Below are 20,977 nucleotides of genomic sequence, written 5' to 3' on the forward strand. Positions count from 1 at the left end.
CGCAGGCACTAGATGCCCGCGGCATGGCCCGCCGCCCCACCAAGCCCGACGTCGAACCCGCAACGTCCCTCGGGCCGCTGCGCATGATCTTTGCCGCTGCGGCGCAATATCCCAGCAAAGTCGTTTTGGCGCTCATCGCGCTGGCGATCACCGCCGCGGCCACGCTGGCGATACCGTCCGGCTTTCGCCTGATCATCGACCGGGGCTTTGCTGCGGGCTCCGATCCGGCGGAGATCGCTCGCTGGTTCCGTTACCTGGCGATGATCGTGGTGGTCCTGGCGCTCGGCACCGCTTGCCGGTTCTACTTCGTGAGCTGGCTGGGGGAGCGAGTCGTCGCTGACATCCGCCTGGCGGTCCACAACAACCTCCTGCGTCTCTCGCCCGGATTCTTCGAAGAGAACGCGCCGAGCGAGATTTCCTCGCGCATGACGGCCGACACCGCGCAGATCGAACAAGTGGTGGGGACCACGATCTCGGTCGCGCTGCGCAATGCGCTGACGGCGATCGGCGGGGTCGGTTACCTGCTTTATCTCGCGCCGGACCTCGCCGGCATGTTGCTGATCGGCGTGCCCGTGGTGCTGTTGCCGATCGTGTGGTTCGGGCGCCGTTTGCGCAGCGTTTCGCGCGAAAGTCAGGACCGGGTGGCCGATGTCGGTTCGCGAGTCTCGGAAGTTCTGGGGGCGATGAAGATCGTCCAGGGCTTCAATCAGGAATCGCGTGAGCAGCAGCGGTTCGGCTCAACCGTCGAGGCGACGTTCGAGACGGCGCGGCGGCGGATCTTGTTGCGCGCGGTGATGACCGCGGTGGTGATCGGCCTGATCTTCGGCGCGATTACCCTGCTGTTGTGGCGCGGGGCGATCCAGGTCGCCGAAGGGACGCTCTCGGGCGGCACGATCGCCGCCTTCGTGCTCACCGGCATGCTGGTGGCAGGCGCGTTCGGTTCGCTGACCGAGGTCTATGGCGACCTCTTGCGCGGAGCGGGAGCCGCGAGCCGGCTCAACGAGCTGCTCAACCAGAAGCCCGAAATCGCGCCTCCCGCCCGTCCGCTGGACCTGCCCGTACCGCCACGCGGCGGACTGTCATTCCAGAACGTCACTTTCCGTTACCCGACGCGGCCCGACGCTCCGGCTATCCACGAATTCAGCCTGACCATCGAGCCCGGCGAAACGGTCGCCATTGTCGGTCCCTCGGGCGCCGGCAAGTCGACCATCTTCCAGCTGGCCGAACGGTTCTACGATCCCCAGGCCGGCACCATCCGGCTCGACGGGGTGCCGCTGGTCCAGGCCGATCCGGCCGAGATCCGCCGCCGCATGGCGCTGGTCCCGCAGGAAGGAACGCTCTTTGCCGCCAGCGCTCGCGACAACTTGCGTTACGGCGCCTGGGACGCGAGCGAGGATGCGATCTGGGAAGCGGCCAAGGCGGCCAACGCCGAAACATTCCTGCGTGAATTGCCCCAGGGCCTGGACACGTTCCTTGGCGAAGGCGGAGCGCGCCTTTCCGGCGGGCAGCGCCAGCGCATCGCCATTGCCCGCGCTCTGCTGCGCGACGCACCGATCCTCTTGCTCGATGAAGCCACCAGCGCGCTCGATGCCGAGAGCGAGCGGCTGGTGCAACAGGCCCTCGAACGGCTGATGGAAGGCCGCACCACGCTGGTGATCGCCCATCGCCTGGCGACCGTGCGCGCCGCGGACCGGATCGTGGTCATGGACCACGGCCGCATTGTCGAGGAAGGGACCCACGCCCGGCTCAGTTCCGCCGGCGGCCTCTATGCCAGGCTTGCAGCGCTGCAGTTTGACGACACCGCCGTCGCATAAGGCTCGGTTAATCGACAAAGTATCAATTGCAACCGACGAGCGACCCCTGCATTCGTGCGCGGGGCGCTAAATCATAGCACCAGTTTTTCCGGTCCGCGCAGGCGGACTCTGCCCATTGAAAGGCCACGCATGTTCCGGAGCATTCTTGCCGTTGGAGTTTCCGCCGCCGCTCTTGCCCTCTCGCTCCCTGCCGCCGCGCAGGAAGAACAACGCACCCCCACGCCGACCATGGAATTCGGTTCCTGGGGCTTCGATCCCGCGGGGCTCGACCAGGCGGTCAAGCCGGGTGACGACTTCTTCGCCTTCGCCAACGGCAAGTGGGTGAACGACAATCCGATTCCGGCGGAATACGTGCGCTTCGGGGCGTTCAACATCCTGCGGGAGAAGTCGACGGCCGACGTCGAAACGCTCGTCGCCAGCTTGGTCGCGTCCAACCCCGCCGCCGGCACTCCCGAACGGCGCATTGTCGACGCTTACAACACCTTCCTCGATACAGCGGCGATCGACGCGGCGGGCCTCGCCCCGGCGCAGCCCTATCTGCAGGAAATCAAGCAGGCGCCCGACCTCGCCTCACTGACGGCGCTGTTCCCCAAGGCGGGAATGCCGGGTCTGATCTCGCCGGCGGTCGACGTCGATGAGATGGATCCGAACAGCTACGTGGTCATCGTCGGATTCGACGGGATGGGCCTGCCTGACCGCGACTACTACCTGATCGACAACGAGCGGAATGCCGAGATCCGCGCCAAGTACAAGGAATACCTCGCGTTCGTACTCGGCAAGGCCGGTTATGCCGATCCGGCAGCCACCGCCGAAGCCGTCTACGCTTTCGAGCACAAAGTGGCCGAGCTCGAATGGGACCGGACGGCGCTCCGCAACAGCGACCTGACCTACAACAAGCTTTCGCGCGATGAACTGTTGGCGCTCTATCCGGGCTTCCCGATGGCCAGGCTGCTCGACGCAGCCCAGTTCGGCAGCGTCCAGTCGTTCAACGTGCCGCAACTCCCGCCGTCGGCGGCTGAGATCGCCGAACTCGAACTCACGCCGGAAATGGTGAAGGGCATCGGCGGCGGTACTCCCGCCATGATGAAACTGCTGACGGACACGCCGCTGGACACGCTCAAGGCGTTCATGGCCGCGCGCTTCATCAGTGCCAACGCCGCCGTGCTGCCGAGCGACATCGATGCGGCGAACTTCGCGTTCTACGGCAAGTTCCTCCAGGGCCAGGAAGAACAGCGGCCGCGCTGGAAGCGAGCGATCGCCTCGACCGAGGGTCAGCTCGGCGAACAGCTCGGCGCGCTCTATGTCCAGAAGTACTTCCCGCCCGCCAGCAAGGCTGCGATGGACGATCTGGTGGTGAACCTGCGCAAGGCGTTGGGGGCCAGCCTGGCCGAGAACACCTGGATGTCGGAAGAGACGAAGAAGCAGGCGGTGGCCAAGCTCGATTCGTTCAACCCGAAGATCGGCTACCCTAACGAATTCGAGCAGTACGCCGGCCTTGTGATCACCCCTGGCGACGCGCTCGGCAATCGCATCCGCGCGATCGACTGGGAGATCAACGACAACCGGGCCAAGCTCGGCAAGCCGGTCGACCGGGCCGAATGGGGCATGCTGCCGCAGACGGTGAATGCCTACTACAACCCGGTGTTCAACGAGATCGTGTTCCCGGCGGGCATCCTGCAGCAGCCGTTCTTCGGCCCGAGCGCCGATCCAGCGGTCAACTATGGTGGTATCGGCGCGGTGATCGGCCACGAGATGGGTCACGGGTTCGATGACCAGGGGTCGAAGTACGATTTCAGCGGCGCGCTCAAGAACTGGTGGGCTGACGCCGACCGTGCGCAGTTCGAAAAGCTCGCCGACAAGCTCGCGGCGCAGTACGACACCTACTGCCCCTACGATGACGGCAAGACCTGCGTGAACGGCCGTTTCACCCTTGGCGAGAACATCGGCGATGTCGGCGGCCTCAGCCTGGCCTATCGGGCTTACCGTATGTCGTTGAATGGCCAGGAAGCCCCGGTGATCGACGGGTTGACCGGCGACCAGCGCTTCTTCCTTGCCTGGGCGCAAGTGTGGCGTTCGGCGCAGCGCGAGGCGGCGGGCCGCCAGCGGCTGCTGACCGATCCGCACAGCCCGGAAGACTTCCGCACCAATGGCGGCGTGCGCAACCAGGATGCCTGGTACAAGGCCTTCAACGTGAAGCCGGGCGACAAGCTCTACCTGCCGCCCGAAGAGCGCGTCCACATCTGGTAACCAGCCGGACCAATCCTCCCCGAGCTTGTCTCGGGGAGGAACAGGGCGATTTGACGAACCGGGCGGAAATTGCGCCGCACCTCGCTTGACTTCGCCGCCCGCGCCCTCGACACGCAGGGCCAATGGGACTGACTCTCACCGCCATCCTGCTCGGCATCGTCGAAGGCCTGACCGAATTCATCCCGGTCTCCTCCACTGGCCACCTGATCCTCGCTTCGGAGCTGCTTGGCTACGACGCGGCGGAGTGGGCGCAGTTCAACGTCATCATTCAGCTCGGTGCGATCCTGGCGGTGGTGGTGCAGTATTGGCGGACCTTCTGGAAGGCCGGGATCGGCGTCCTCAAGCTCGAGGCGCAGGGCCTGCGTTTTGCCCGAAATATCCTGGTTGCTTTCCTGCCCTCGGCGCTGCTCGGGCTCGCGCTCAAGGACTATATCGACGTGCTGCTCGGCAGCCCGTCGGTAGTAGGCTGGGCGCTGATCCTCGGCGGCCTCGCGATCCTGGGGATCGAACGGGTGGCCAAGGCAGGTCCTGACACAACAGTGGCGGACTTGCCGTTGAAGCAAGTCATCGGCGTTGGCCTCGCGCAGTGCGTTTCGATGATCCCGGGCGTCAGCCGCTCGGGAGCAACGATCATGGGTGCCCTCGCCATGGGCATCAACCGCAAGACCGCGGCCGAATTCTCCTTCTTCCTGGCTGTGCCCACTATGATCGGCGCTTCGACGCTGGAGCTGCTGGACGGCGGCTTGGCCGTGCACGGCAATGTCGGCTGGGACGAAATCGCGATCGGTTTCGTGGTCTCGTTCGTGGTTGCGCTGGCAGTGATCAAGGCCTTCGTCGCCTATGTCAGCCGCTATGGCTTTGCGCCTTTTGCCTGGTACCGCATCGTTGCCGGGACCGTGGCAATTGTGTGGCTTTGGAGCCGCTAGCTGCCACTTTTCCACCACATCTTCGGAACCAAGCCCGCCTGAGCGGATTCTAGACCTCATCGAGGTTTTGAGTGCCGCATATGGGTTTGATTTTCCTGCTACTCGTTGGTGCAGTTCTTGGGTGGGTTGCTGCCATCATCATGCGCGCGGAAGACAGCCGCGGCATACAGCTCAATATCGCGGTGGGCATCGCCGGGGCGATGTTTGCCGGGATCGTGCTGAATCCGCTGCTCAATGGCGGAAGCATTCTTGAAGGTAGCTACAGTGTCGATGGTCTCCTTACGGCTTCGCTGGGAACCATCGCGATGCTTTTCCTGCTCAATGTGTTGCGCAAACCGGAAGCCCGCTAACCGGCCCAGTTTGGGCCTTACTGAGACTTCATGCGCGGATGGGTCGCGTGGGTTGTCTCCTACACTGCGAAGAGGTGCAAAATGAAGAAACTGCTCATCCTTAGTTCGGTCGCTGCCCTTGGGCTTGGACTGGCTGCTTGCGATAGCGCCCAGGAGAATGCCGTCGAGAATCAGGCCGACGCCGTCGAAGAGACTGCTGACGCCCAGGCTGACGCCATTCGCGAAGCCGCCGAAGGGACTGCCACAGAGGCTGCTGCGGAGGCCACGGCCGACGCGGTCGAGGCGACCGGCGAAGCCAAGGCCGACGCGCTCGAGGACAAGGCCGACAAGATGGACGCCGCGCCGAACTAAGACATTCACGGTAGCATGCCGAAAGCCGGCCTCGGGTAGTCCCCGGGGCCGGCTTTTTGCTGTCCGGCGTACCTACGTACATTTGCGGATGTCGCGCGCTCGTTGCTCAACCTACAAGCTCTGTCTCTAATACATGTCTTTGAATTGGCGTGAAAAACAGGCCGCCAATCACGATCAAGATGAGGGAGCGTCGTCCTAGGCAAGCCGCAGCCGCTCATCGGCTAACAGACCCAGCGATCTTGAGCTGCGGCAAGCAGGTTTCGCCCGGGGTTCCTGCTGCGCGTCCGGCGCCCGGTATTTCATCTGCGGGGGGCGAATGCGCCCACTCGCTATTTCACGGAGGGACATAGAATGAAGACAATAATCGCGATCGCTGCGGTTTGTGCATTGGGCCTGAGCCTGGCCGCCTGCGGCGGCGAAGCGCCCGCCGCCGATGACGCTGCCGCCGCCGATGCCACCGCCGTCGCCGATGACGCCGAACCGAGCGCTACGGCCGAGGCCCCCAACGCTCAGGCGTCGGATGCGGCGGCCACCGCTAGCGCCACGTCCACCGAGTCCGCCGTCGAGGGTGAAACCAAGGCGCCGTAAGCCATTCACGGTAGCATGCCGGAAGCCGGCCCCGGGGCAGTCCCCAGGGCCGGCTTTTGCTCGTCAGGTCGGAGTGGCGCCCGAGCCTCGCCCACCGCGAAGGTGATATTCCTGGGTGCCGAGGTGGAGGACGTCATCGACATCGATCACCGCCGAATTGGCATAAGTGAATCCAGGGTCGAGGCTGCGATAGAGCCGGTCGAAATCGCGGTCGACCGTCTGGTGGTAAAGGTCGGCGAAGCTCTCGATCACGAAGTAGGTCGGTTGCAGATCGTCAATTACGTAGTCGGTGCGCATGACACGGTCGACGTTGAGCATGATCCGGTTGGGCGACTGACCCTCTAGCGCGAACACCGCCTCGCGCGGGCCGGACAGGATGCCGGCGCCGAAGATGCGCAAGCCGTCCGTTTCCTGGATCAGCCCGAATTCCACCGTATACCAGTAAAGCGCACCGAGGGCCTTGAGCCGGTTGTAGCGCATCGCCTTCCACCCAGCCTTGCCATATTCCTGCATGTATTCGGCGAATACCGGGTCGGTCAGCAGCGGCACGTGGCCGAACACGTCGTGGAAGACGTCGGGTTCCTGGATGTAGTCGAACGTTTCGCGCGTACGGATGAAATTGCCCGCCGGGAAACGGCGGTTGGCGAGATGCCAGAAGAACACGTGATCCGGGATCAGCATCGGCACCGGCACCACGCTCCACCCGGTCATCGCACCAAGCTCGTCCGACAGTCGGCCAAACTCCGGCACGCCGCCGCGCCCGAGGTCCAGCTTGTCGAGCCCGGCGAGGAAGGCGGTGCAAGCCCGGCCTGGAAGAAGATCCAACTGCCGGGCGAAGAGGTCGTCCCAGATGGTGTCTTCGTCGGCGGAATAATCGCGCTGCGCCGGTTCGAGCCAGTCCTCGCCGACATGGGGCGGGCGTTTGAGCGGCGCGGTAAAGACGTCCTGCGACACGGCGGGAAGCGCCGTAAAATCCGGGTCTATCTGACTGATCGTGGCCATGGGCTCTCCGCACTCAAAGTAGCATGGGCTACCTCAACGGCCAAACCGCAACCCAGGGTCCTAGCGATTGTCTGACGCGTTCTCGTCGGCCGTCGGTTCGGACGAGGGTGCCGCCACGGCTTCCTGCGGCAAGCGCTGGGCGTCGAGCATCTCGGCCGCTTCATCGAGCGTTTTGGCTTCGCCCACGGTAACTCCGCCCGGGCCCGGATCATCGTCCGAGCCGCAGCCGGACACCAGGGTGGTCGCCAGCGTGCAAGCGAACAAGGCGGGCAGGAGTTGCCTCCCACCCGCCCGGCGGAAGCCCGTTAAGGGCAACTCAGTTCGCTTCGGTCTTTGCGGCGGCGCCGGCAGCATCGGCGGCAGCGGCAGCATCGGCAGCGGCGGCGGCAGCGGCGTCGCCAGCGGCCTCGGCCGTGTCGACCGCTTCTTCGGCAGTCTTGGTGGCGTCCTCGGCCGCGTCGGCGACGGCTGCGGCGCTCGGATCGGGTACATCGCTCATCGCCTCGTCGGCGGGAAGCTCGACGCTGTCGGCCATCGCGTCTTCGGACGCATCGCCCGAACCGCCACAAGCGGCGAGCGCCAGAGAGAGCGCGGAAGTTGTTGCAATCAGGGCGATCTTCTTCATTCTTTGAAACCTTTCCTTGGCAATCGGATGGCGGCTAGGTGCCTCTCCTTCCTGGTCGTGACCACGCTACCGCAGCGAGCGAACCAAGAAAATGGCTAAACTTGGGCAAGCGCGGATTGCCTTGCGGCGGCGATCTGCCAGAGCATCCTGATGGCTGACGAGTTGGCGGAGATCGAAGGGGCGGAGCAAGCGCTGCGCCGGGTGTTCGGCTTCGAACACTTCCGTGGCGTGCAGCAGCAGGTGGTGGAGCGCGTCCTGGCCGGGCGGTCGACTCTGGCGGTCATGCCGACCGGGGCCGGAAAGTCGCTCACCTATCAGCTTCCCGCGACTATGCTGCCCGGTTGTTGCGTTGTGATCTCGCCCCTGATCGCCCTGATGCATGACCAATTGCGCTCGGCGCGTGCGAACGGCATTCGCGCCGCTTCGCTGACCAGCGTCGACGACGACCGAGAGGCCACGATCGATGCTTATCGCGCAGGCGCCTTGGACTTGCTCTACGTCGCGCCGGAGCGCGCCAGCCAACCGCATTTCCGAAACCTGCTTTCGGCCTCCCCGCCCGCGTTGTTCGCTGTAGACGAGGCCCACTGCGTGTCGGAGTGGGGTCACGACTTCCGCCCCGATTACCGCCAGCTGCGGCCGCTGATGGATGCCTTCCCGTCTGTGCCGCGCCTTGCCCTGACAGCGACGGCGGACGCGCACACCCGCGCTGACATTCTCACCCAGCTCGGCATTCCTGAGGACGGCCTGGTCGTGGCAGGCTTCGACCGGCCGAACATCCGTTACGCCATCCGTCACCGAGAGAGCGGAGCCCGCCAGCTCGCGCAGCTGATGAAGGATCACCCGGGTCCGGGGATCGTCTATGCTCCCACCCGCAAGAAGGTGGAGCAGCTCGCAGAAGCACTCGCGGCGGCGAGTGGGCGGCCGGTCCTGCCCTATCACGCAGGCCTCCCGCCAGAACGACGCGCCGCCAACCAGGCGGCTTTCGTCGCCAGCGAGGATATGGTCATGGTGGCCACGATCGCCTTCGGCATGGGGATCGACAAACCCGACGTTCGCTTCGTGGCGCATGCCGGGATCCCCAAGTCGATCGAGGCCTACTACCAGGAAACCGGCCGCGCGGGTCGTGACGGAGATCCCGCCGTGGCGGTGATGCTGTGGGCCGCGGCGGACTTTTCACAGGCGCGCCAGCGGCTTGAAGAGGTGGATGCCGCCCGGCGCGGCGGAGAACGCGCGCGCCTCGATGCGCTCGCAAGCTTGATCGAAACGCCGACCTGCCGCCGCGCCATTCTGCTGCGGTACTTTGGCGAGAATCCGCCCGAGCGTTGTGGCAATTGCGACAACTGCCTGGAGGCACCGGGCGTGATCGACGCCACCGAGCTGGCGCGCAAGCTATTGTCGGCCGTTTATCGCACCGGTCAGAGCTTCGGTTTCGGGCACCTGCAAAAGGTCCTGACCGGCAGCGCGGACGAGCGCGTGACGCAACGGGGGCACGATCGCCTGAGTGTGTTCGGGATAGTCGGCGGTGAAGAGGCGAGGCTGCTCCAGCCGCTCAGCCGGGCGCTGCAAGCTCGCGGGACGCTCGTCGCCACCGAGCACGGCGGGCTGAAGCTCGGAGGCGACGCGCGGACTATCCTCAAGGGAGAGGCGACCGTCGAGATCGTCCAGCCGCCCGCGCCCAGCGGCAAGGGGCGCGCGCGGCGGGATGCGGCAAATCCTGTCGGCGATCCCCTGTTCGAAGCGTTGCGGGCCCTCCGCCGCGAGCTCGCAACCGAGGCGCAAGTACCGCCCTACGTGATCTTCCACGACGCGGTGCTGCGCGAGATGGCTCTTGCCAAGCCCACCACGGTGTCCGCGCTGGGCAAAGTCTCCGGCGTCGGCGCGCGCAAGCTTGAGGCTTATGGCAATGCCTTCCTGTCGGTGATCAGGCAGCATTAGGCCTCCCATCTTCCCTAAGCTGGCTCGGGGAGGACCCGATCCTCCTTGATCCGCGCGACGTTTGATATAAATATGATATCATATTTATGCCAAAGGAGATTCATCATGTCTGAGGGGAAGGGGGTCATGGCGCGGAGCCAGGAACGGCCGGCGAGCACGTTCAACGGCTATGCGTTCCTGCTGTTGTGGCTGGGCGCGATCGGGGTCGGCATCTGGCGCATCATCATGTTCAACACACACGGACCGACCGCCCTTGGTGGCTGGCTGCTGCTGCTGTCGATCCTGTCTTTCGTCTTCATCCTGGCCGGGTTCTTCATGATCAGCCGAACACGTCGTCAGTGATCACCTTGTTCGGCGAGTACCGGGGCACCGAGCGGACGCAGGGTCTGCGGTGGGTCTGGCCGTGGATGGGGCGCAAGAAGATTTCGGTCCGACAGAACAACATCCATTCGGAGCGGATCAAGATCAACGACTTGCGCGGCAATCCGATCGAGATCGCCTGCAACGTGGTGTGGCGGGTGTCCGATACGGCGCAGGCGGCGTTCGACGTCGATGACTACCGGACCTTCGTGAACATCCAGATCGACGCCGGGCTGCGCACGGTCGCTTCGCGCCATCCCTATGACGATTACGAGGAGCATGAAACGACGCTGCGTTCGCATGGCGAGATCGTAAACGGTGAACTGCGGACGGAACTCAACGAACGTCTGTCACATGCCGGGATCGTGGTCGACGAAGCAGGGCTCACTCACCTCGCCTACGCGCCTGAGATAGCCGGGGCGATGCTCCGTCGGCAGCAGGCCGAAGCGGTGATTGCGGCGCGGGCGAAGCTGGTGCTCGGCGCGGTCAGCATGGTGGAGATGGCGCTTGAGAAACTGAGCGCGGACGAAATCGTCCAGCTCGACGACGAACGCCGGGCGACCATGGTTTCGAACCTGATGGTCGTACTCTGTGGCGAACGCGAAGTGAGCCCAGTGTTGAACGCAGGAACGCTCTACCAGTAGGGCCAGGCTCGTGCCGCAAACACCCAAGAAAGCCTTCCCCCTCCGGCTCGACCCGGCGCTCTACGAGACGATAGAGAGGCTGGCGGCGAGCGAGTTCCGTTCGGTCAACGCCGAGCTGGAGGTCCTGCTGCGTGAGGCGCTCGGCCGAAGAGGGATCAAGGTCCCCGCGGCCGAGCGCCCGCGCCGTGGCCGACCGCCGAAACAGGAAGCCGAATGAGACTGGCGCTACGCGACCAACTGGCTAGGCTGGCGTCAAAAATGCGGGAGGGCCAGGCCCTATGAAGTTCGGGGTGTTCGACCATGTCGACGACAGCGGCCTGCCGCTCGCCGATCATCTCGAGGCACGCCTGCGGTTCGCCGAGACTTACGACCGCTGCGGATTTCATTACTATCATGTGGCGGAACATCACGGCACGCCGCTCGGTCTTGCGCCGTCCCCCGGGATGCTGTTCGCGGCGCTGAGCCAGCGCACCCGCCACCTTCGGTTCGGACCGTTGGTCTATCTCCTCCCGCTCTATCACCCGCTACGGCTGGTCGAGGAAGTGGCGATGATCGACGCTCTTTCACAAGGCCGTTTCCAGCTTGGGGTGGGTCGTGGCGTTTCTCCGATCGAGCTCGGTTTCTACGGCCTCGACATGACCGAGCAACGCGGGCGTTACGACGAGACGCTCGAGGTCTTGCTCAAGGGGCTGTCGTCGGACAGGCTCGACTACGAGGGTGAGTTCTACCGCTTCGACGACGTGCCTATGGCGCTGCGCCCGATCCAGCGCCCGCATCCCCCCCTGTGGTACGGCGCGGGCAGTCCGGACTCGATCCGTTGGTGCGCCCGGAACGGCGTGAATATGGTCACCCTCGCGCTCGGTGAACGCGTGCGCCAGACGACCGAACTCTACCGTTCGGAGTGGCGGGGGCCGGCAGAGGCAATCCCGCTGATGGGTGTCAGCCGGCACATCGTCGTGGCGCCGACCGACGAGGAGGCCAAGGCGCTCGTCCGCCCCGCCTATGCCCGCTGGCGCCAGAGCATGGCCAAGCTGTGGGAGGAGCGCGGCAACGGCTTTCCGCTCGCCGCCCACCTTCCGCTCGAATGGGATGCGGCAGAAGCGATGGGCCACGGTTGCGCGGGCTCTCCCCACACGGTTCGGTCTTTCGTGGAAGACGAAGCGGAAGCGGGTGGGATCAACTATTTCGTCTCGGCCCTGGCGTTCGGCAACTTGCCAGCCGAGGCCGTTACCCGCTCTGCCGAACTGTTCGCCGAGCATGTCATGCCTGCCCTCACCGGAAAGTCTTAGCGGGCCGTTTACCTTTATCGTTTAGCCGGCAGGCGGATGGAATCGGTCGATCAACTTGCGCTTCGCCGCCCTTCGCTAGGGTGGCTCGGGCTGATAGCGGCGCTCGCCATCGCCGCGATTCCGGCTGCCGCATTGTTCGCACAGGAGAGGGTGCGGCCGTTCGTCGTGGTCGAGACCGGGCGCGGATTCGAAACCCTGCAACTCGCCGTCGATGCCATCGGCCAGGCGCGGGGAACCATCGCGATCGCTCCGGGCACTTATGCCCAGTGCGCGGTGCAGACTTCGGGCACGATCAGCTACATCGCCACCGAACCGGGCACCGCGATCTTCGATGGCAAGACTTGCGAAGGCAAGGCGGCGCTCGTTCTTCGCGGGCTCGGCGCCGAAGTGTCGGGCCTCGTGTTCCAGGCCATGCGGGTCCCCGACTTCAACGGCGCGGGCATCCGGCTTGAGAGCGGCAACCTGACGGTGGCGCAGAGCTGGTTCCGCGATAGCCAGCAAGGCATTCTCACCGCGACCAACCCCGGCGGCCTGATCGTGATCGACCGCTCGACTTTCACCCGCCTCGGTACCTGCGAGGGATCGGGCGGTTGCGCGCATTCGATCTACATCGGCGACTATGGCCAATTGCGGGTGACGCGCAGCCGTTTCGAAGAAGGGCGCGGCGGGCATTACGTCAAGAGTCGCGCCGCCAAGGTCGAGATCGCGAGTTCCAGCTTCGATGATTCCCGCGGCCAGGCGACCAACTACATGATCGACCTGCCAGACGGAGCCGTGGGCCAGATTAGCAACAACCGGTTCGTCCAGGGCCGCGACAAGGAGAACTACTCCGCCTTCATCGCGGTCGGAGCGGAAAACCATGCGCATTCCAGCGTCGGGCTGTCGATCCTGGGCAACGACGCGCGGCTGGCTCCCGGTGTCGAGCGCAGCACCGCGTTCGTGGCCGACTGGACGGGCGATGAACTGGCGTTGGGTCAGAACAGGCTCGGCGCCGGCCTCAAGCCGTTCGAGCGGCGCTAGCGATTGGTCGGTCGCGCCAGCCGGAACGCGGGAGCGAAGGTTACCGAAGAGTCGGGAACCGCGTCGGTAAACGGCAACGCCTGGAAATACTCCGCGAGCGGACCCGTGATGTGCAGCGGCGTTTCCCGGACGAAGCCGAACCTGGAATAGAGCGCCGGATCGCCGAGCAGGACCAGGCCCTGGGCGCCCGCCCGCTGCCAGTACTCGCTGCCGGCCTCCACCAGGGCGCGGCCGATCCCGTGCCCCTGCAGCTTGGGATGCACCGAAATCGGGCCGAGGGCCAGCCAGCCCTCCTCGCCACCCGACAGGATCGCGGGCGAATAGGCGACGTGGCCGACGATCTCTCCGTCCCGCTCGGCGACGAGGGACAGCGCAAGGTCGCCAGCGGCACGCAGGGCGTCGACGATCGCGGGCTCGGTCCCTTCGCTGTGCGGATGACCGGTGAAGGCGGCTTCGGTGACATCGAAGATCGCAGGCTCGTCGCCTGGGCGTTCGGGGCGGATGGTCAGGTCGCTCATCGCAGGAGGTGTCCCGCCGCGTCGCGCTTGGTGGCAAGGTAACGTTCGTTGTGCGGGTTGGCCGGAAGCTGATGCGGCACGCGCTCGTCGACGATCACTCCGGCCTGCTCTAGCGCAGTGACCTTGGCCGGATTGTTGGTCATCAGCCGCACTTCCTTCACGCCCAGCAGGGCCAGCATGCGCGCGGCGACCGGGAAGTCGCGCGCCTCGGCGGGAAGGCCAAGGCGGCGGTTGGCCTCAAGCGTGTCGAAGCCCTGGTCCTGGAGTTCATAAGCCCTGAGTTTGTTGACCAGGCCAATGCCGCGCCCCTCCTGTCGCAAATAGAGCAGTGCGCCCCATCCGCCAGCAGCGGCCTCGGCCGCCATGGCTGCGAGGGCCGCGTCGAGTTGCGGACCGCAGTCGCAGCGCAGCGAGCCGAGAATGTCGCCAGTCAGGCATTCCGAATGCAGGCGAACCAGTGGCACCCGTTCCGAGGTCTGCCGTCCGATCACCAGCGCGACATGTTCGCGCATGTCGTCCGGGCTGCGGAATACCACGATCTCGGCCTCTTCGACCGCCGCGACGGGGAGCCGGGCCCGCGTGGCGATCGCCAGGTTGGCCGCGTCGAGAAAGGCGGCGACATCCGCCACCTCCACCACCACAGGCTCTCCGGCCTGCTCGGGCGCCACGAGGAACGCGGGCAGGATTCCGGCGATCCTCGCCAGCTCCATCGCCGCGGCGGCCTCTTCGGGCCAGTCGAGGTGTTCGGCAAGAAACGGTCCCTTGAGCGGCGCGGCAAGATCGAGCGCCGGATCGGCGATCGGGCGCGCAGCGACGAGGTCGATCGGCTCGCCCGAGCGCAACAGCACCGGCGAGTGCGGGTCGGCCGCCTCGCGCTGGTTGGCGAGCTTGAGCGTGACTGCGCGGGCAGCCGAAACAAGCGCGAGTGGCGAACTCGCCGGACCGGGGGCCGTCTCGACCGGCAGCAGCACTGGTGCCTGACCGATCGCGAGCGGCCACCCGTGGCGCAGCGCATCAACGGCCTGCGCCGCCCGCCGCGAAGGCGAACTGGAACTCAGAGATCGAACTCCGTGATCAGCGGTACGTGGTCGGACGGCTGTTCCCACCTGCGGGTTTCTTCGACGATACTGTGCGCCGTCGCCTGACGCGCAAGGTCGGGCGAGGCCCACATGTGATCGAGCCGGCGGCCCTGGTCCTTCTGGCGCCAGTAAGAGCGATAGCTCCACCAGGAATAATTACGCTCCGGCGCGGGGATGAACTGCCGGCCAAGGTCGGCCCAGCCATGCGCGGCGCGGAAGCGGTCGAGTGCCTCGCATTCGATCGGCGTGTGGCTGACCACCTTGAGCAAAGCCTTGTGGTCGTAGACGTCGCATTCGAGAGGCGCGATATTAAAATCGCCCACGATCAGCGTCGGCCGGTCGAGCGCTTCGGCCCAACGCGTCATCCGCTCAAGGAAATCGAGCTTCTGGCCGAACTTGAGGTTCTGCTCGCGATCCGGAATGTCGCCGCCCGCGGGGATGTAGACGTTCTCCAGGATCATGCCCTGCCCCGCGCCGAGCAGCTCGACACCGACATGGCGGGCCTCGCCGTTATCCTGCCAGTCGTGCCGGCCTACCTCGCGCAACGGAATGCGGCTGACAGTGGCCACACCGTGGTAGCCCTTCTGGCCATGGACCACGCGATGGGTATAGCCGAGCGCCTCGAACGCAGCGTGGGGGAACTGCTCTTCCCGGCATTTGATCTCCTGCAGGCACAGAACATCGGGCGCGTGTTCGGTGAGCAAGCGTTCGACCTGTTCGATCCGCAGGCGGACCGAGTTGATATTCCATGTTGCAATCTTGACCATCGGGGTCGGGATAGGGATGCCCTCGCCGCGCCGCAAGAGCACGGCTGGCCGATGCTTCCTTCCAGCAGGGAAGGCCAACCGAAAGCATCCGGGGTCCCCAATGAAAAACCCCCGTCCCGGGGGCATTGGGACGGGGGTTCATCTTGAGCGTTCGTCACGCTTGCAAGCCGGCATCTCTCGTGAGGACAGGGCAACAGGGGGGAAACCCGCCTCCATCCGGCTTACTTTGGCACTCTATGGAACGCGGGCTTTCTCGTAAATGAATGACCGTTAGCGACTGGTCGCAAGGCGCGGGCGCCCTGCCGACAATCGTTCAGCGCGGGCGACCGACCGCTGGACGGGGGTCGCGGTAGGTGAAGGCGCTGTCCGGGACCGTGACGCCAAAGCGCTGGTTTGAAAGGCGTACCGTAGTGCGCTTGTTCTGGGCGTCGAGCGCGACCCAGCTGCTCAGCTTGAGTCCGCCGGGCGCATCGCCCGAGCGTGTGAAGATGAGTGTGATGGTCCCGTATTCGGGCTTCTTCGGATCCTTGACCTCGATGCTAAGCACGTCAGGATTTCCGGTCGAGATCAGCTTGCCGTAGCGTTTAACGTCGCGCTTGGGATCGAGCAGCGCCCCGAGAGGTGAATTGCTGATAGGCCAACGTTGCGTTTGCGCCACTTCGTAGTCGATCAGGGTCAGCGAGCGGCCGTTCGAGACGATGAGCATGTTGACGCCCTTTTCGTATTCGAAGCGGATGCGCCCCGGCGCCTTCATCGTCATCACGCCGCGGACGGTCTGTCCTTTGCGGTCGGTTTGGGTGAAGTCGGCCTTCATGGTCGTGATGCCGCGCAAGGCAGCCACGACCTGGTCGAGCTGGTCGCTCTGCGCGGCGGCGGGGGCCGCGGAAACGGCGAGCGCGGCAGGCACCGCAACAGCAAGCGCGCCGGCAATCGCGGCGCGCATTGGAGTGGCTTTCAGTCGATTCAAGATATCCATGCTCCCGGGGTTAGATACGGGGCATTTAACCTGTTGTGAACCCGGGCGTTCCCGACAGTTCAGCAGCGGGTGGATTACTTGATTTTGCCTTCCTTGAACTCGACGTGCTTCTTGGCAATCGGGTCGTACTTGCGGAAGGTCATCTTCTCGGTCTGGTTGCGCGGATTCTTCTTCGTCACGTAGAAGAAGCCGGTATCCGCGGTCGAGTTGAGCCGGATCTTGATCGTTGCGGGCTTCGCCATCGTCTGATTCCCAAAAATCGGTGAGGGCACTTTAGGCCCGAAACAATAGGGGCGACGCGCAAGGCGCCGCCCGTCCGGGCGCGCCTTTGCTTCGGGGCGGGCGAAAAGTCAAGCTGCGTGCACCCTCGTGCCACTCCGGCCGGGCGGCAAGCTTGAAGGAGCGGCCTCGGTTACCAGTCCACCTTGCCGCGGTTGGCCTTCACCGTGCCGCGCGCCTTCTTGGACTTGAGGCGTTGTACCTTGCCCACGCGATTGACGCGGCTCTTGGCCCGCTTCTTGGGTTCGATCTGCGCCTGCTCGATCAGATCCGCCAGGCGCGCTCGGGCGTCTTCGCGATTGGCCTCCTGGGTACGGTAATTGCGCGCGGTCAGGACGATCTCGCCTCGTGCGGTCATGCGGCTGCCGGCGAGCGTCTTGAGGCGATGGAACACGGCAGGTTCGAGTCGCAGCGCGAAGACGTCGAGCCGCAACTGCACGGCGGTCGCGACCTTGTTGACGTTCTGCCCGCCAGGGCCCGAGGCCGTGATGAAGCTCTCCTCCACGAGTTCGAGCGCGCGGGCAGCGAGCGATTCTTCGTTACTCGGCATCACCGAAGCCAAGCGCGACGAAATCGGCAGGGAGCGGAGCCGCGGCCAGAATCGGCGGCTTGCCTTCGCGCGGGATTTCCAGACCCGCGGCGTGGAGCATCGTGCGCGGAGCGCCCCGGCCGTCACCATAAACAGGATCGCCGAGCAAGGGCAGGCCGATGCCGCTCGCCGCGTGAACGCGAATCTGGTGTGTTCGCCCTGTCTCTGGGAGGAATTCGACCAGCGTGCGGCCGTCGGTTTCGGCCAGCACGTGCCAGCGGGTTAGCGCCGGTTTGCCCTTGCGCGCCGGGATCATCCGCCAGCCTTCGGCGGCGGAGCTGATCTTGCTCAGCGCCAGCTCGATCGTGCCCTCAGCCGTTGACGGAACGCCGGCAAGCACGCCCAGATAGCGCTTGATCGGCAATCGCGCCTCGAAGGCGGCCGAGAAGCGCTTCAGAGCTTTGGGGTTGCGAGCCAGCAGCAGGCAGCCCGAGGTGTCGGTGTCGAGCCGATGGACCGGCATCGGCGGTCGCTGGAAACCGAGCTTGAGATCGTCGAGGTAATCCTCGAGCGAAGGGCCGCCCTTGCGTGGCTGCTCGATCGGCAAGCGCGCCGGCTTGTCGATGACCAGGGCCTCGCCGTCTTCGAAGAGAATGGGAATCCGGTTCATGCCAGGGCCTGCGCAATCCGCCGCATCGCTTCGTCGAGCACCGCATCATCGGCGGCAAAGCTGATGCGGAAGCCGTCACGTCCTCCAAACGCGCTCGCCGCGACGACGGCCACGCCGTGTTCGAGCAAGTGGAGCGCCAGCTTGTTATCGTCGTGATCGAAGCGGTCCATCAGCGGCTTCGCGTCGATGAAGCAGTAGAAGGCGCCATCGGGTACCGGGGTCGAGAGCCCGCGAATCTCGCGGACGGCCTGCACCACCTTGTCGCGCCGCGCGCGGAAGCGCTCGCGCCAGTCCTGCAGGAAGTCTTGCGGCCCTTCGAATGCCTCGACCGCGCCCGCCTGGCTGATGGAGGAGGGGTTGCCGCTTCCGTTCGACTGCAGCCGCCCCATGGCTTCGATCAACCAGTCGGGTCCGGTGGCGACGCCGATGCGGAAACCGGTCATCGCGTGGCTCTTGGATACGCCGGAAACGGTGCAGATGCGGTCAGCCAGGTCAGGGCACAGCGCGGCGAGCGTGGCGTGCGGTTCAGCGGTGTAATTGAGCGGCGCGTAGATATCATCCGACATCACCAGAACCTGCGGGTGGCGTCGCAGGACATGGGCGATGCCCAGCAGCATGTCGCGCGGATAGACCGCACCGGTCGGATTGCCGGGGCTATTGAGCAGCAGCCATGTCGTGCGCGGGGTGATCAGCGCTTCGAGGTCGCTCGGCTCGAAGCGGAAGCCGTGCTGTGGGTGAGTGATCAGGGGCACGACCTTGCCGCCCGCGAAGCGGACGATCTGCGGATAGCTGACCCACCAGGGGCTCGGCACTATCACCTCGTCCCCCTCGCCCACGGTCGCCGCGAGCGCCTCGAAGATGGCCTGCTTGCCCCCCGCGGTGACGATGACCTGTTCCGGCCGGCAGGCGATGCCGAGGTCGCGGCGAAAGTGCAGCGCGGCCGCTTGCTTGAGCGCCATCGTTCCGGTGACCGGCGTGTACTTGGTCTTGCCCCCGTCGAGCGCGGCCTTGGCAGCCAGGATCACGTTGTCGGGCGTGCGGAAATCGGGCTCCCCGACCGAGAGCGAAATGATGTCGCGCCCAGCTTCACGCAAGGCCGTCGCCCGGTCGGTCATGGCCGTGGTGCCGGAAGGCGCGATCCGGCGCAGCGCGGGGCTGAGGTGTTCGTGGCTCATGGCTTCATCCGGGCAGGTATCAGGCCGCGCAGGGCATTACCGATGAAGAACCCGCCCGCGAGATTATCGAGCGTCAGACGGGCCTCTACGGCGCGGCCTTCCTCGATCAGCGCGCGGCGCAGGATCCCCGGGAGCAGGCCCACGGAAGTCGGTGGGGTCAGCAACTTGCCATCGCGTTCGACGAACAGGTTTGTAAAGCTGCCCTCCGTCACCTCGCCATCGTCGCAGACGAAAACGGCTTCGTAAGCGCCGTGGTCCCTGGCCACCGCGAGCGCGGCGTCGTGGAAGCCCCGGTCGGTCGTCTTATGCCGCAAGCGCCAGTCGCCAGGGACGACCGGGACCGGCAGGGCGATGCATTCGACCGTACCTTGGGGCGCAGGCGGCAACGGTGTGGTTTCCAGCGCCGCCTCGCCTCGCCGCGAGACGACCAGCCGCACCTTTGCCGGAGCATCGAGCTCGAAGCACAACGCGTGAATGCGGTTGCGCACCTCGTGCCGGTCGAATGCGAAGCCGAGCTCGGCCGCGCTCGCCTTCATCCGTTCGAGATGCAGTTCGAGCAGCGGCATCCCTTCCTGCGGATCGAAGCGCATGGTCTCGATCAGATCGTGGCCCCCGGCGGCCTCGCGGGCGAAGCCGCCCTTGATCAGACATTCGCGCCATTCGGCCATGCCGTCGCTGTCCGCGACGATGGCGCCCCCAACGCCGAGCACCGCGTGGTGCCGGTTGTTCTCGCCCGGTGTCAGCCGGATTGTGCGAATGGCGACATTGAGCGCAGCCTCGTCTTCGCCGATGCGGCCGATAGAGCCGCAATAGGGGCCGCGTGCATCGCGCTCGACTTCGCTGAGCAGTTCCATGGCGCGGATCTTCGGCGTGCCGGTGATCGAGCCGCAGGGGAACAACGCGCGGATCATGTCGATCGCGCCCATGCCTGGCAGCAATTCGGCCCGCACGGTGGAAACCATCTGGTGCACCGTGGGATAGCTCTCGATCGCGAAGGGCTTTTCGACCCGTACCGAACCGGCAACCGCAACCCGGCTGAGATCGTTACGCATCAGGTCGACGATCATCAGGTTCTCAGCCTTGTCCTTGACCGAGGCAGCCAGTTCTTCCGCCAGGGCCTTGTCCTCCGCCGCGTCGCGTCCGCGCGGGCGGGTGCCCTTCATCGGCTTTACCTTGGCGGAGCGGCCCTTGTGGCTGAAGAACAGTTCCGGGCTAAAGCTGAGCAGCCAATGCGACCCATCGAAGATCAGACCGCCATAGCCAGCATTGGCGGCAGGCCTGATCGCGGCATAGAGCGCCAGCGGATCGCCGCGCGCCGCCCCGGCGAGCGGCATGGTCAGGTTGGCCTGGTAAATGTCCCCGGCGCGGATCGCCTCCTGCAAGGTGGCGAATGCGTCGAGGTAGGCCCCGGTCGAGATTTGCGGCTGGAGGGGCCCGATCGAAGCGGGATCTGACCCTGCGCGTTCGGCCAGCCAGTCGGCTACCCGATCCGAAGGAATCAATTTCGGAGCGTCGAACAGGCCGAACCAAACGAGCGGGCCTTCGGCGCCGGTCCTTGCGGCGGCGAGCGGCTCAAGCTTTGGCTCGAGCGCCAGCCCGGCCTCATAAGCGAGATACCCCGCAAGCGTTCCGCCCCTCGCCTTGCGGGCATCCTCCGCCGCCTGGAGCACCTCGAGGACTTCCTCCGGCCTGCGAGCGACGAAGATCTCGACGGGGTCTTCGAACAGCTGCGCATCGCTCGCCCCATCGGGGCGTGCGTCGTCGAGCAGGACGAAGGGTTTGGTGTCGGCCATCCCTTCGCGCTCTAACCGCAAATTATCGCGTGTCTATCGC

General features: G+C 65.4%; 22 protein-coding genes and 1 pseudogene. 11 read left to right on the plus strand and 12 right to left on the minus strand.

Annotated features, from left to right (window positions below; genetic code table 11):
• The first annotated feature begins 23 nt into the window (after positions 1-23).
• The 6 genes from KK137_RS14065 to KK137_RS14090 all read left to right on the plus strand — a co-directional run bounded on the left by KK137_RS14065 (position 24) and on the right by KK137_RS14090 (position 6,276).
• The gene (locus tag KK137_RS14065) at positions 24-1,814 is read left to right on the plus strand and encodes an ABC transporter transmembrane domain-containing protein (protein ID WP_214537165.1); all 1,791 of its coding nucleotides are present in this window, start codon (positions 24-26) and stop codon (positions 1,812-1,814) included.
• 129 nt (positions 1,815-1,943) lie between these two features.
• Entirely contained in the window at positions 1,944-4,061 is a 2,118-nt protein-coding gene (locus KK137_RS14070; RefSeq protein WP_214537166.1) for a M13 family metallopeptidase, read from the plus strand.
• Between the two features lie 122 nt (positions 4,062-4,183).
• A complete protein-coding gene (locus KK137_RS14075) occupies positions 4,184-4,987 on the plus strand; it encodes an undecaprenyl-diphosphate phosphatase (protein WP_214537167.1) in 804 nt (267 codons plus the stop codon).
• A gap of 80 nt (positions 4,988-5,067) precedes the next feature.
• The gene (locus KK137_RS14080) at positions 5,068-5,337 is read left to right on the plus strand and encodes a GlsB/YeaQ/YmgE family stress response membrane protein (protein WP_214537168.1); all 270 of its coding nucleotides are present in this window, start codon (positions 5,068-5,070) and stop codon (positions 5,335-5,337) included.
• Positions 5,338-5,418: 81 nt separating this feature from the next.
• On the plus strand, positions 5,419-5,688 hold the full coding sequence (locus KK137_RS14085; RefSeq protein WP_214537169.1) for a hypothetical protein: 270 nt from the start codon (positions 5,419-5,421) through the stop codon (positions 5,686-5,688).
• 351 nt (positions 5,689-6,039) lie between these two features.
• Positions 6,040-6,276, plus strand: coding sequence for a hypothetical protein (locus KK137_RS14090; RefSeq protein WP_214537170.1), 237 nt, complete (start codon positions 6,040-6,042; stop codon positions 6,274-6,276).
• A gap of 63 nt (positions 6,277-6,339) precedes the next feature.
• Here the strand turns inward: KK137_RS14090 and phhA are convergent, their stop codons facing one another.
• From phhA to KK137_RS14105, 3 genes are read right to left on the minus strand one after another with little or no spacing between them, the layout of a single operon-like run.
• On the minus strand, positions 6,340-7,278 hold the full coding sequence (phhA, locus tag KK137_RS14095) for a phenylalanine 4-monooxygenase (RefSeq protein WP_214537171.1): 939 nt from the start codon (positions 7,276-7,278) through the stop codon (positions 6,340-6,342).
• 60 nt (positions 7,279-7,338) lie between these two features.
• Positions 7,339-7,542, minus strand: a complete 204-nt coding sequence (locus tag KK137_RS14100) for a hypothetical protein (protein ID WP_214537172.1) — start codon at positions 7,540-7,542, stop codon at positions 7,339-7,341.
• A gap of 52 nt (positions 7,543-7,594) precedes the next feature.
• Complete coding sequence (locus KK137_RS14105; RefSeq protein WP_214537173.1) at positions 7,595-7,903, minus strand: hypothetical protein; 309 nt, start codon at positions 7,901-7,903, stop codon at positions 7,595-7,597.
• A 150-nt stretch (positions 7,904-8,053) separates the two neighbouring features.
• Here KK137_RS14105 and recQ point away from each other — a divergent pair, with 150 nt between their 5' ends.
• From recQ to KK137_RS14130, 5 genes and pseudogenes are all read left to right on the plus strand, one after another.
• Positions 8,054-9,838 carry a DNA helicase RecQ gene (recQ, locus tag KK137_RS14110; RefSeq protein WP_214537174.1) on the plus strand — a complete coding sequence of 595 codons (1,785 nt, stop codon included), beginning with the start codon at positions 8,054-8,056 and terminating at the stop codon, positions 9,836-9,838.
• 105 nt (positions 9,839-9,943) lie between these two features.
• Positions 9,944-10,842: pseudogene (locus KK137_RS14115) on the plus strand (SPFH domain-containing protein).
• A gap of 10 nt (positions 10,843-10,852) precedes the next feature.
• Positions 10,853-11,059, plus strand: coding sequence for a type II toxin-antitoxin system antitoxin (locus KK137_RS14120; RefSeq protein WP_214537175.1), 207 nt, complete (start codon positions 10,853-10,855; stop codon positions 11,057-11,059).
• Positions 11,060-11,120: 61 nt separating this feature from the next.
• On the plus strand, positions 11,121-12,131 hold the full coding sequence (locus KK137_RS14125) for an LLM class flavin-dependent oxidoreductase (RefSeq protein ID WP_214537176.1): 1,011 nt from the start codon (positions 11,121-11,123) through the stop codon (positions 12,129-12,131).
• A 36-nt stretch (positions 12,132-12,167) separates the two neighbouring features.
• The gene (locus tag KK137_RS14130; protein ID WP_214537177.1) at positions 12,168-13,151 is read left to right on the plus strand and encodes a right-handed parallel beta-helix repeat-containing protein; all 984 of its coding nucleotides are present in this window, start codon (positions 12,168-12,170) and stop codon (positions 13,149-13,151) included.
• Here the strand turns inward: KK137_RS14130 and KK137_RS14135 are convergent.
• From KK137_RS14135 to pabB, 9 genes are all read right to left on the minus strand, one after another.
• Positions 13,148-13,669: a GNAT family N-acetyltransferase gene (locus KK137_RS14135; protein WP_214537178.1), complete on the minus strand. Its 522-nt coding sequence runs from the start codon at positions 13,667-13,669 to the stop codon at positions 13,148-13,150. The two genes, KK137_RS14130 and KK137_RS14135, sit on opposite strands and share 4 nt — an antisense overlap.
• Positions 13,666-14,727 (minus strand): GTP cyclohydrolase II, encoded by a 1,062-nt coding sequence (gene ribA, locus KK137_RS14140; RefSeq protein ID WP_250893983.1) that lies wholly within the window; start codon positions 14,725-14,727, stop codon positions 13,666-13,668. Before ribA ends, KK137_RS14135 begins: the two co-directional genes overlap by 4 nt.
• A complete protein-coding gene (gene xth / locus KK137_RS14145) occupies positions 14,724-15,515 on the minus strand; it encodes an exodeoxyribonuclease III (RefSeq protein ID WP_214537180.1) in 792 nt (263 codons plus the stop codon). The genes ribA and xth overlap by 4 nt, the downstream gene beginning before the upstream one ends.
• 313 nt (positions 15,516-15,828) lie before the next feature.
• A complete protein-coding gene (locus KK137_RS14150) occupies positions 15,829-16,491 on the minus strand; it encodes a LolA family protein (protein ID WP_214537181.1) in 663 nt (220 codons plus the stop codon).
• Between the two features lie 74 nt (positions 16,492-16,565).
• Positions 16,566-16,733 carry a 50S ribosomal protein L33 gene (gene rpmG / locus KK137_RS14155; protein ID WP_214537182.1) on the minus strand — a complete coding sequence of 56 codons (168 nt, stop codon included), beginning with the start codon at positions 16,731-16,733 and terminating at the stop codon, positions 16,566-16,568.
• 170 nt (positions 16,734-16,903) lie between these two features.
• Complete coding sequence (gene arfB, locus KK137_RS14160; RefSeq protein WP_214537183.1) at positions 16,904-17,320, minus strand: alternative ribosome rescue aminoacyl-tRNA hydrolase ArfB; 417 nt, start codon at positions 17,318-17,320, stop codon at positions 16,904-16,906.
• A complete protein-coding gene (locus KK137_RS14165) occupies positions 17,310-17,969 on the minus strand; it encodes an RluA family pseudouridine synthase (protein WP_214537184.1) in 660 nt (219 codons plus the stop codon). The genes arfB and KK137_RS14165 overlap by 11 nt, the downstream gene beginning before the upstream one ends.
• Positions 17,966-19,144: a pyridoxal phosphate-dependent aminotransferase gene (locus tag KK137_RS14170; protein ID WP_250893862.1), complete on the minus strand. Its 1,179-nt coding sequence runs from the start codon at positions 19,142-19,144 to the stop codon at positions 17,966-17,968. The genes KK137_RS14165 and KK137_RS14170 overlap by 4 nt, the downstream gene beginning before the upstream one ends.
• Entirely contained in the window at positions 19,141-20,937 is a 1,797-nt protein-coding gene (gene pabB, locus KK137_RS14175; protein ID WP_214537185.1) for an aminodeoxychorismate synthase component I, read from the minus strand. Before pabB ends, KK137_RS14170 begins: the two co-directional genes overlap by 4 nt.
• Positions 20,938-20,977 lie beyond the last annotated feature (40 nt).

This window comes from Croceibacterium selenioxidans, assembly GCF_018599195.1.
Taxonomy (GTDB): domain Bacteria; phylum Pseudomonadota; class Alphaproteobacteria; order Sphingomonadales; family Sphingomonadaceae; genus Croceibacterium_A; species Croceibacterium_A selenioxidans.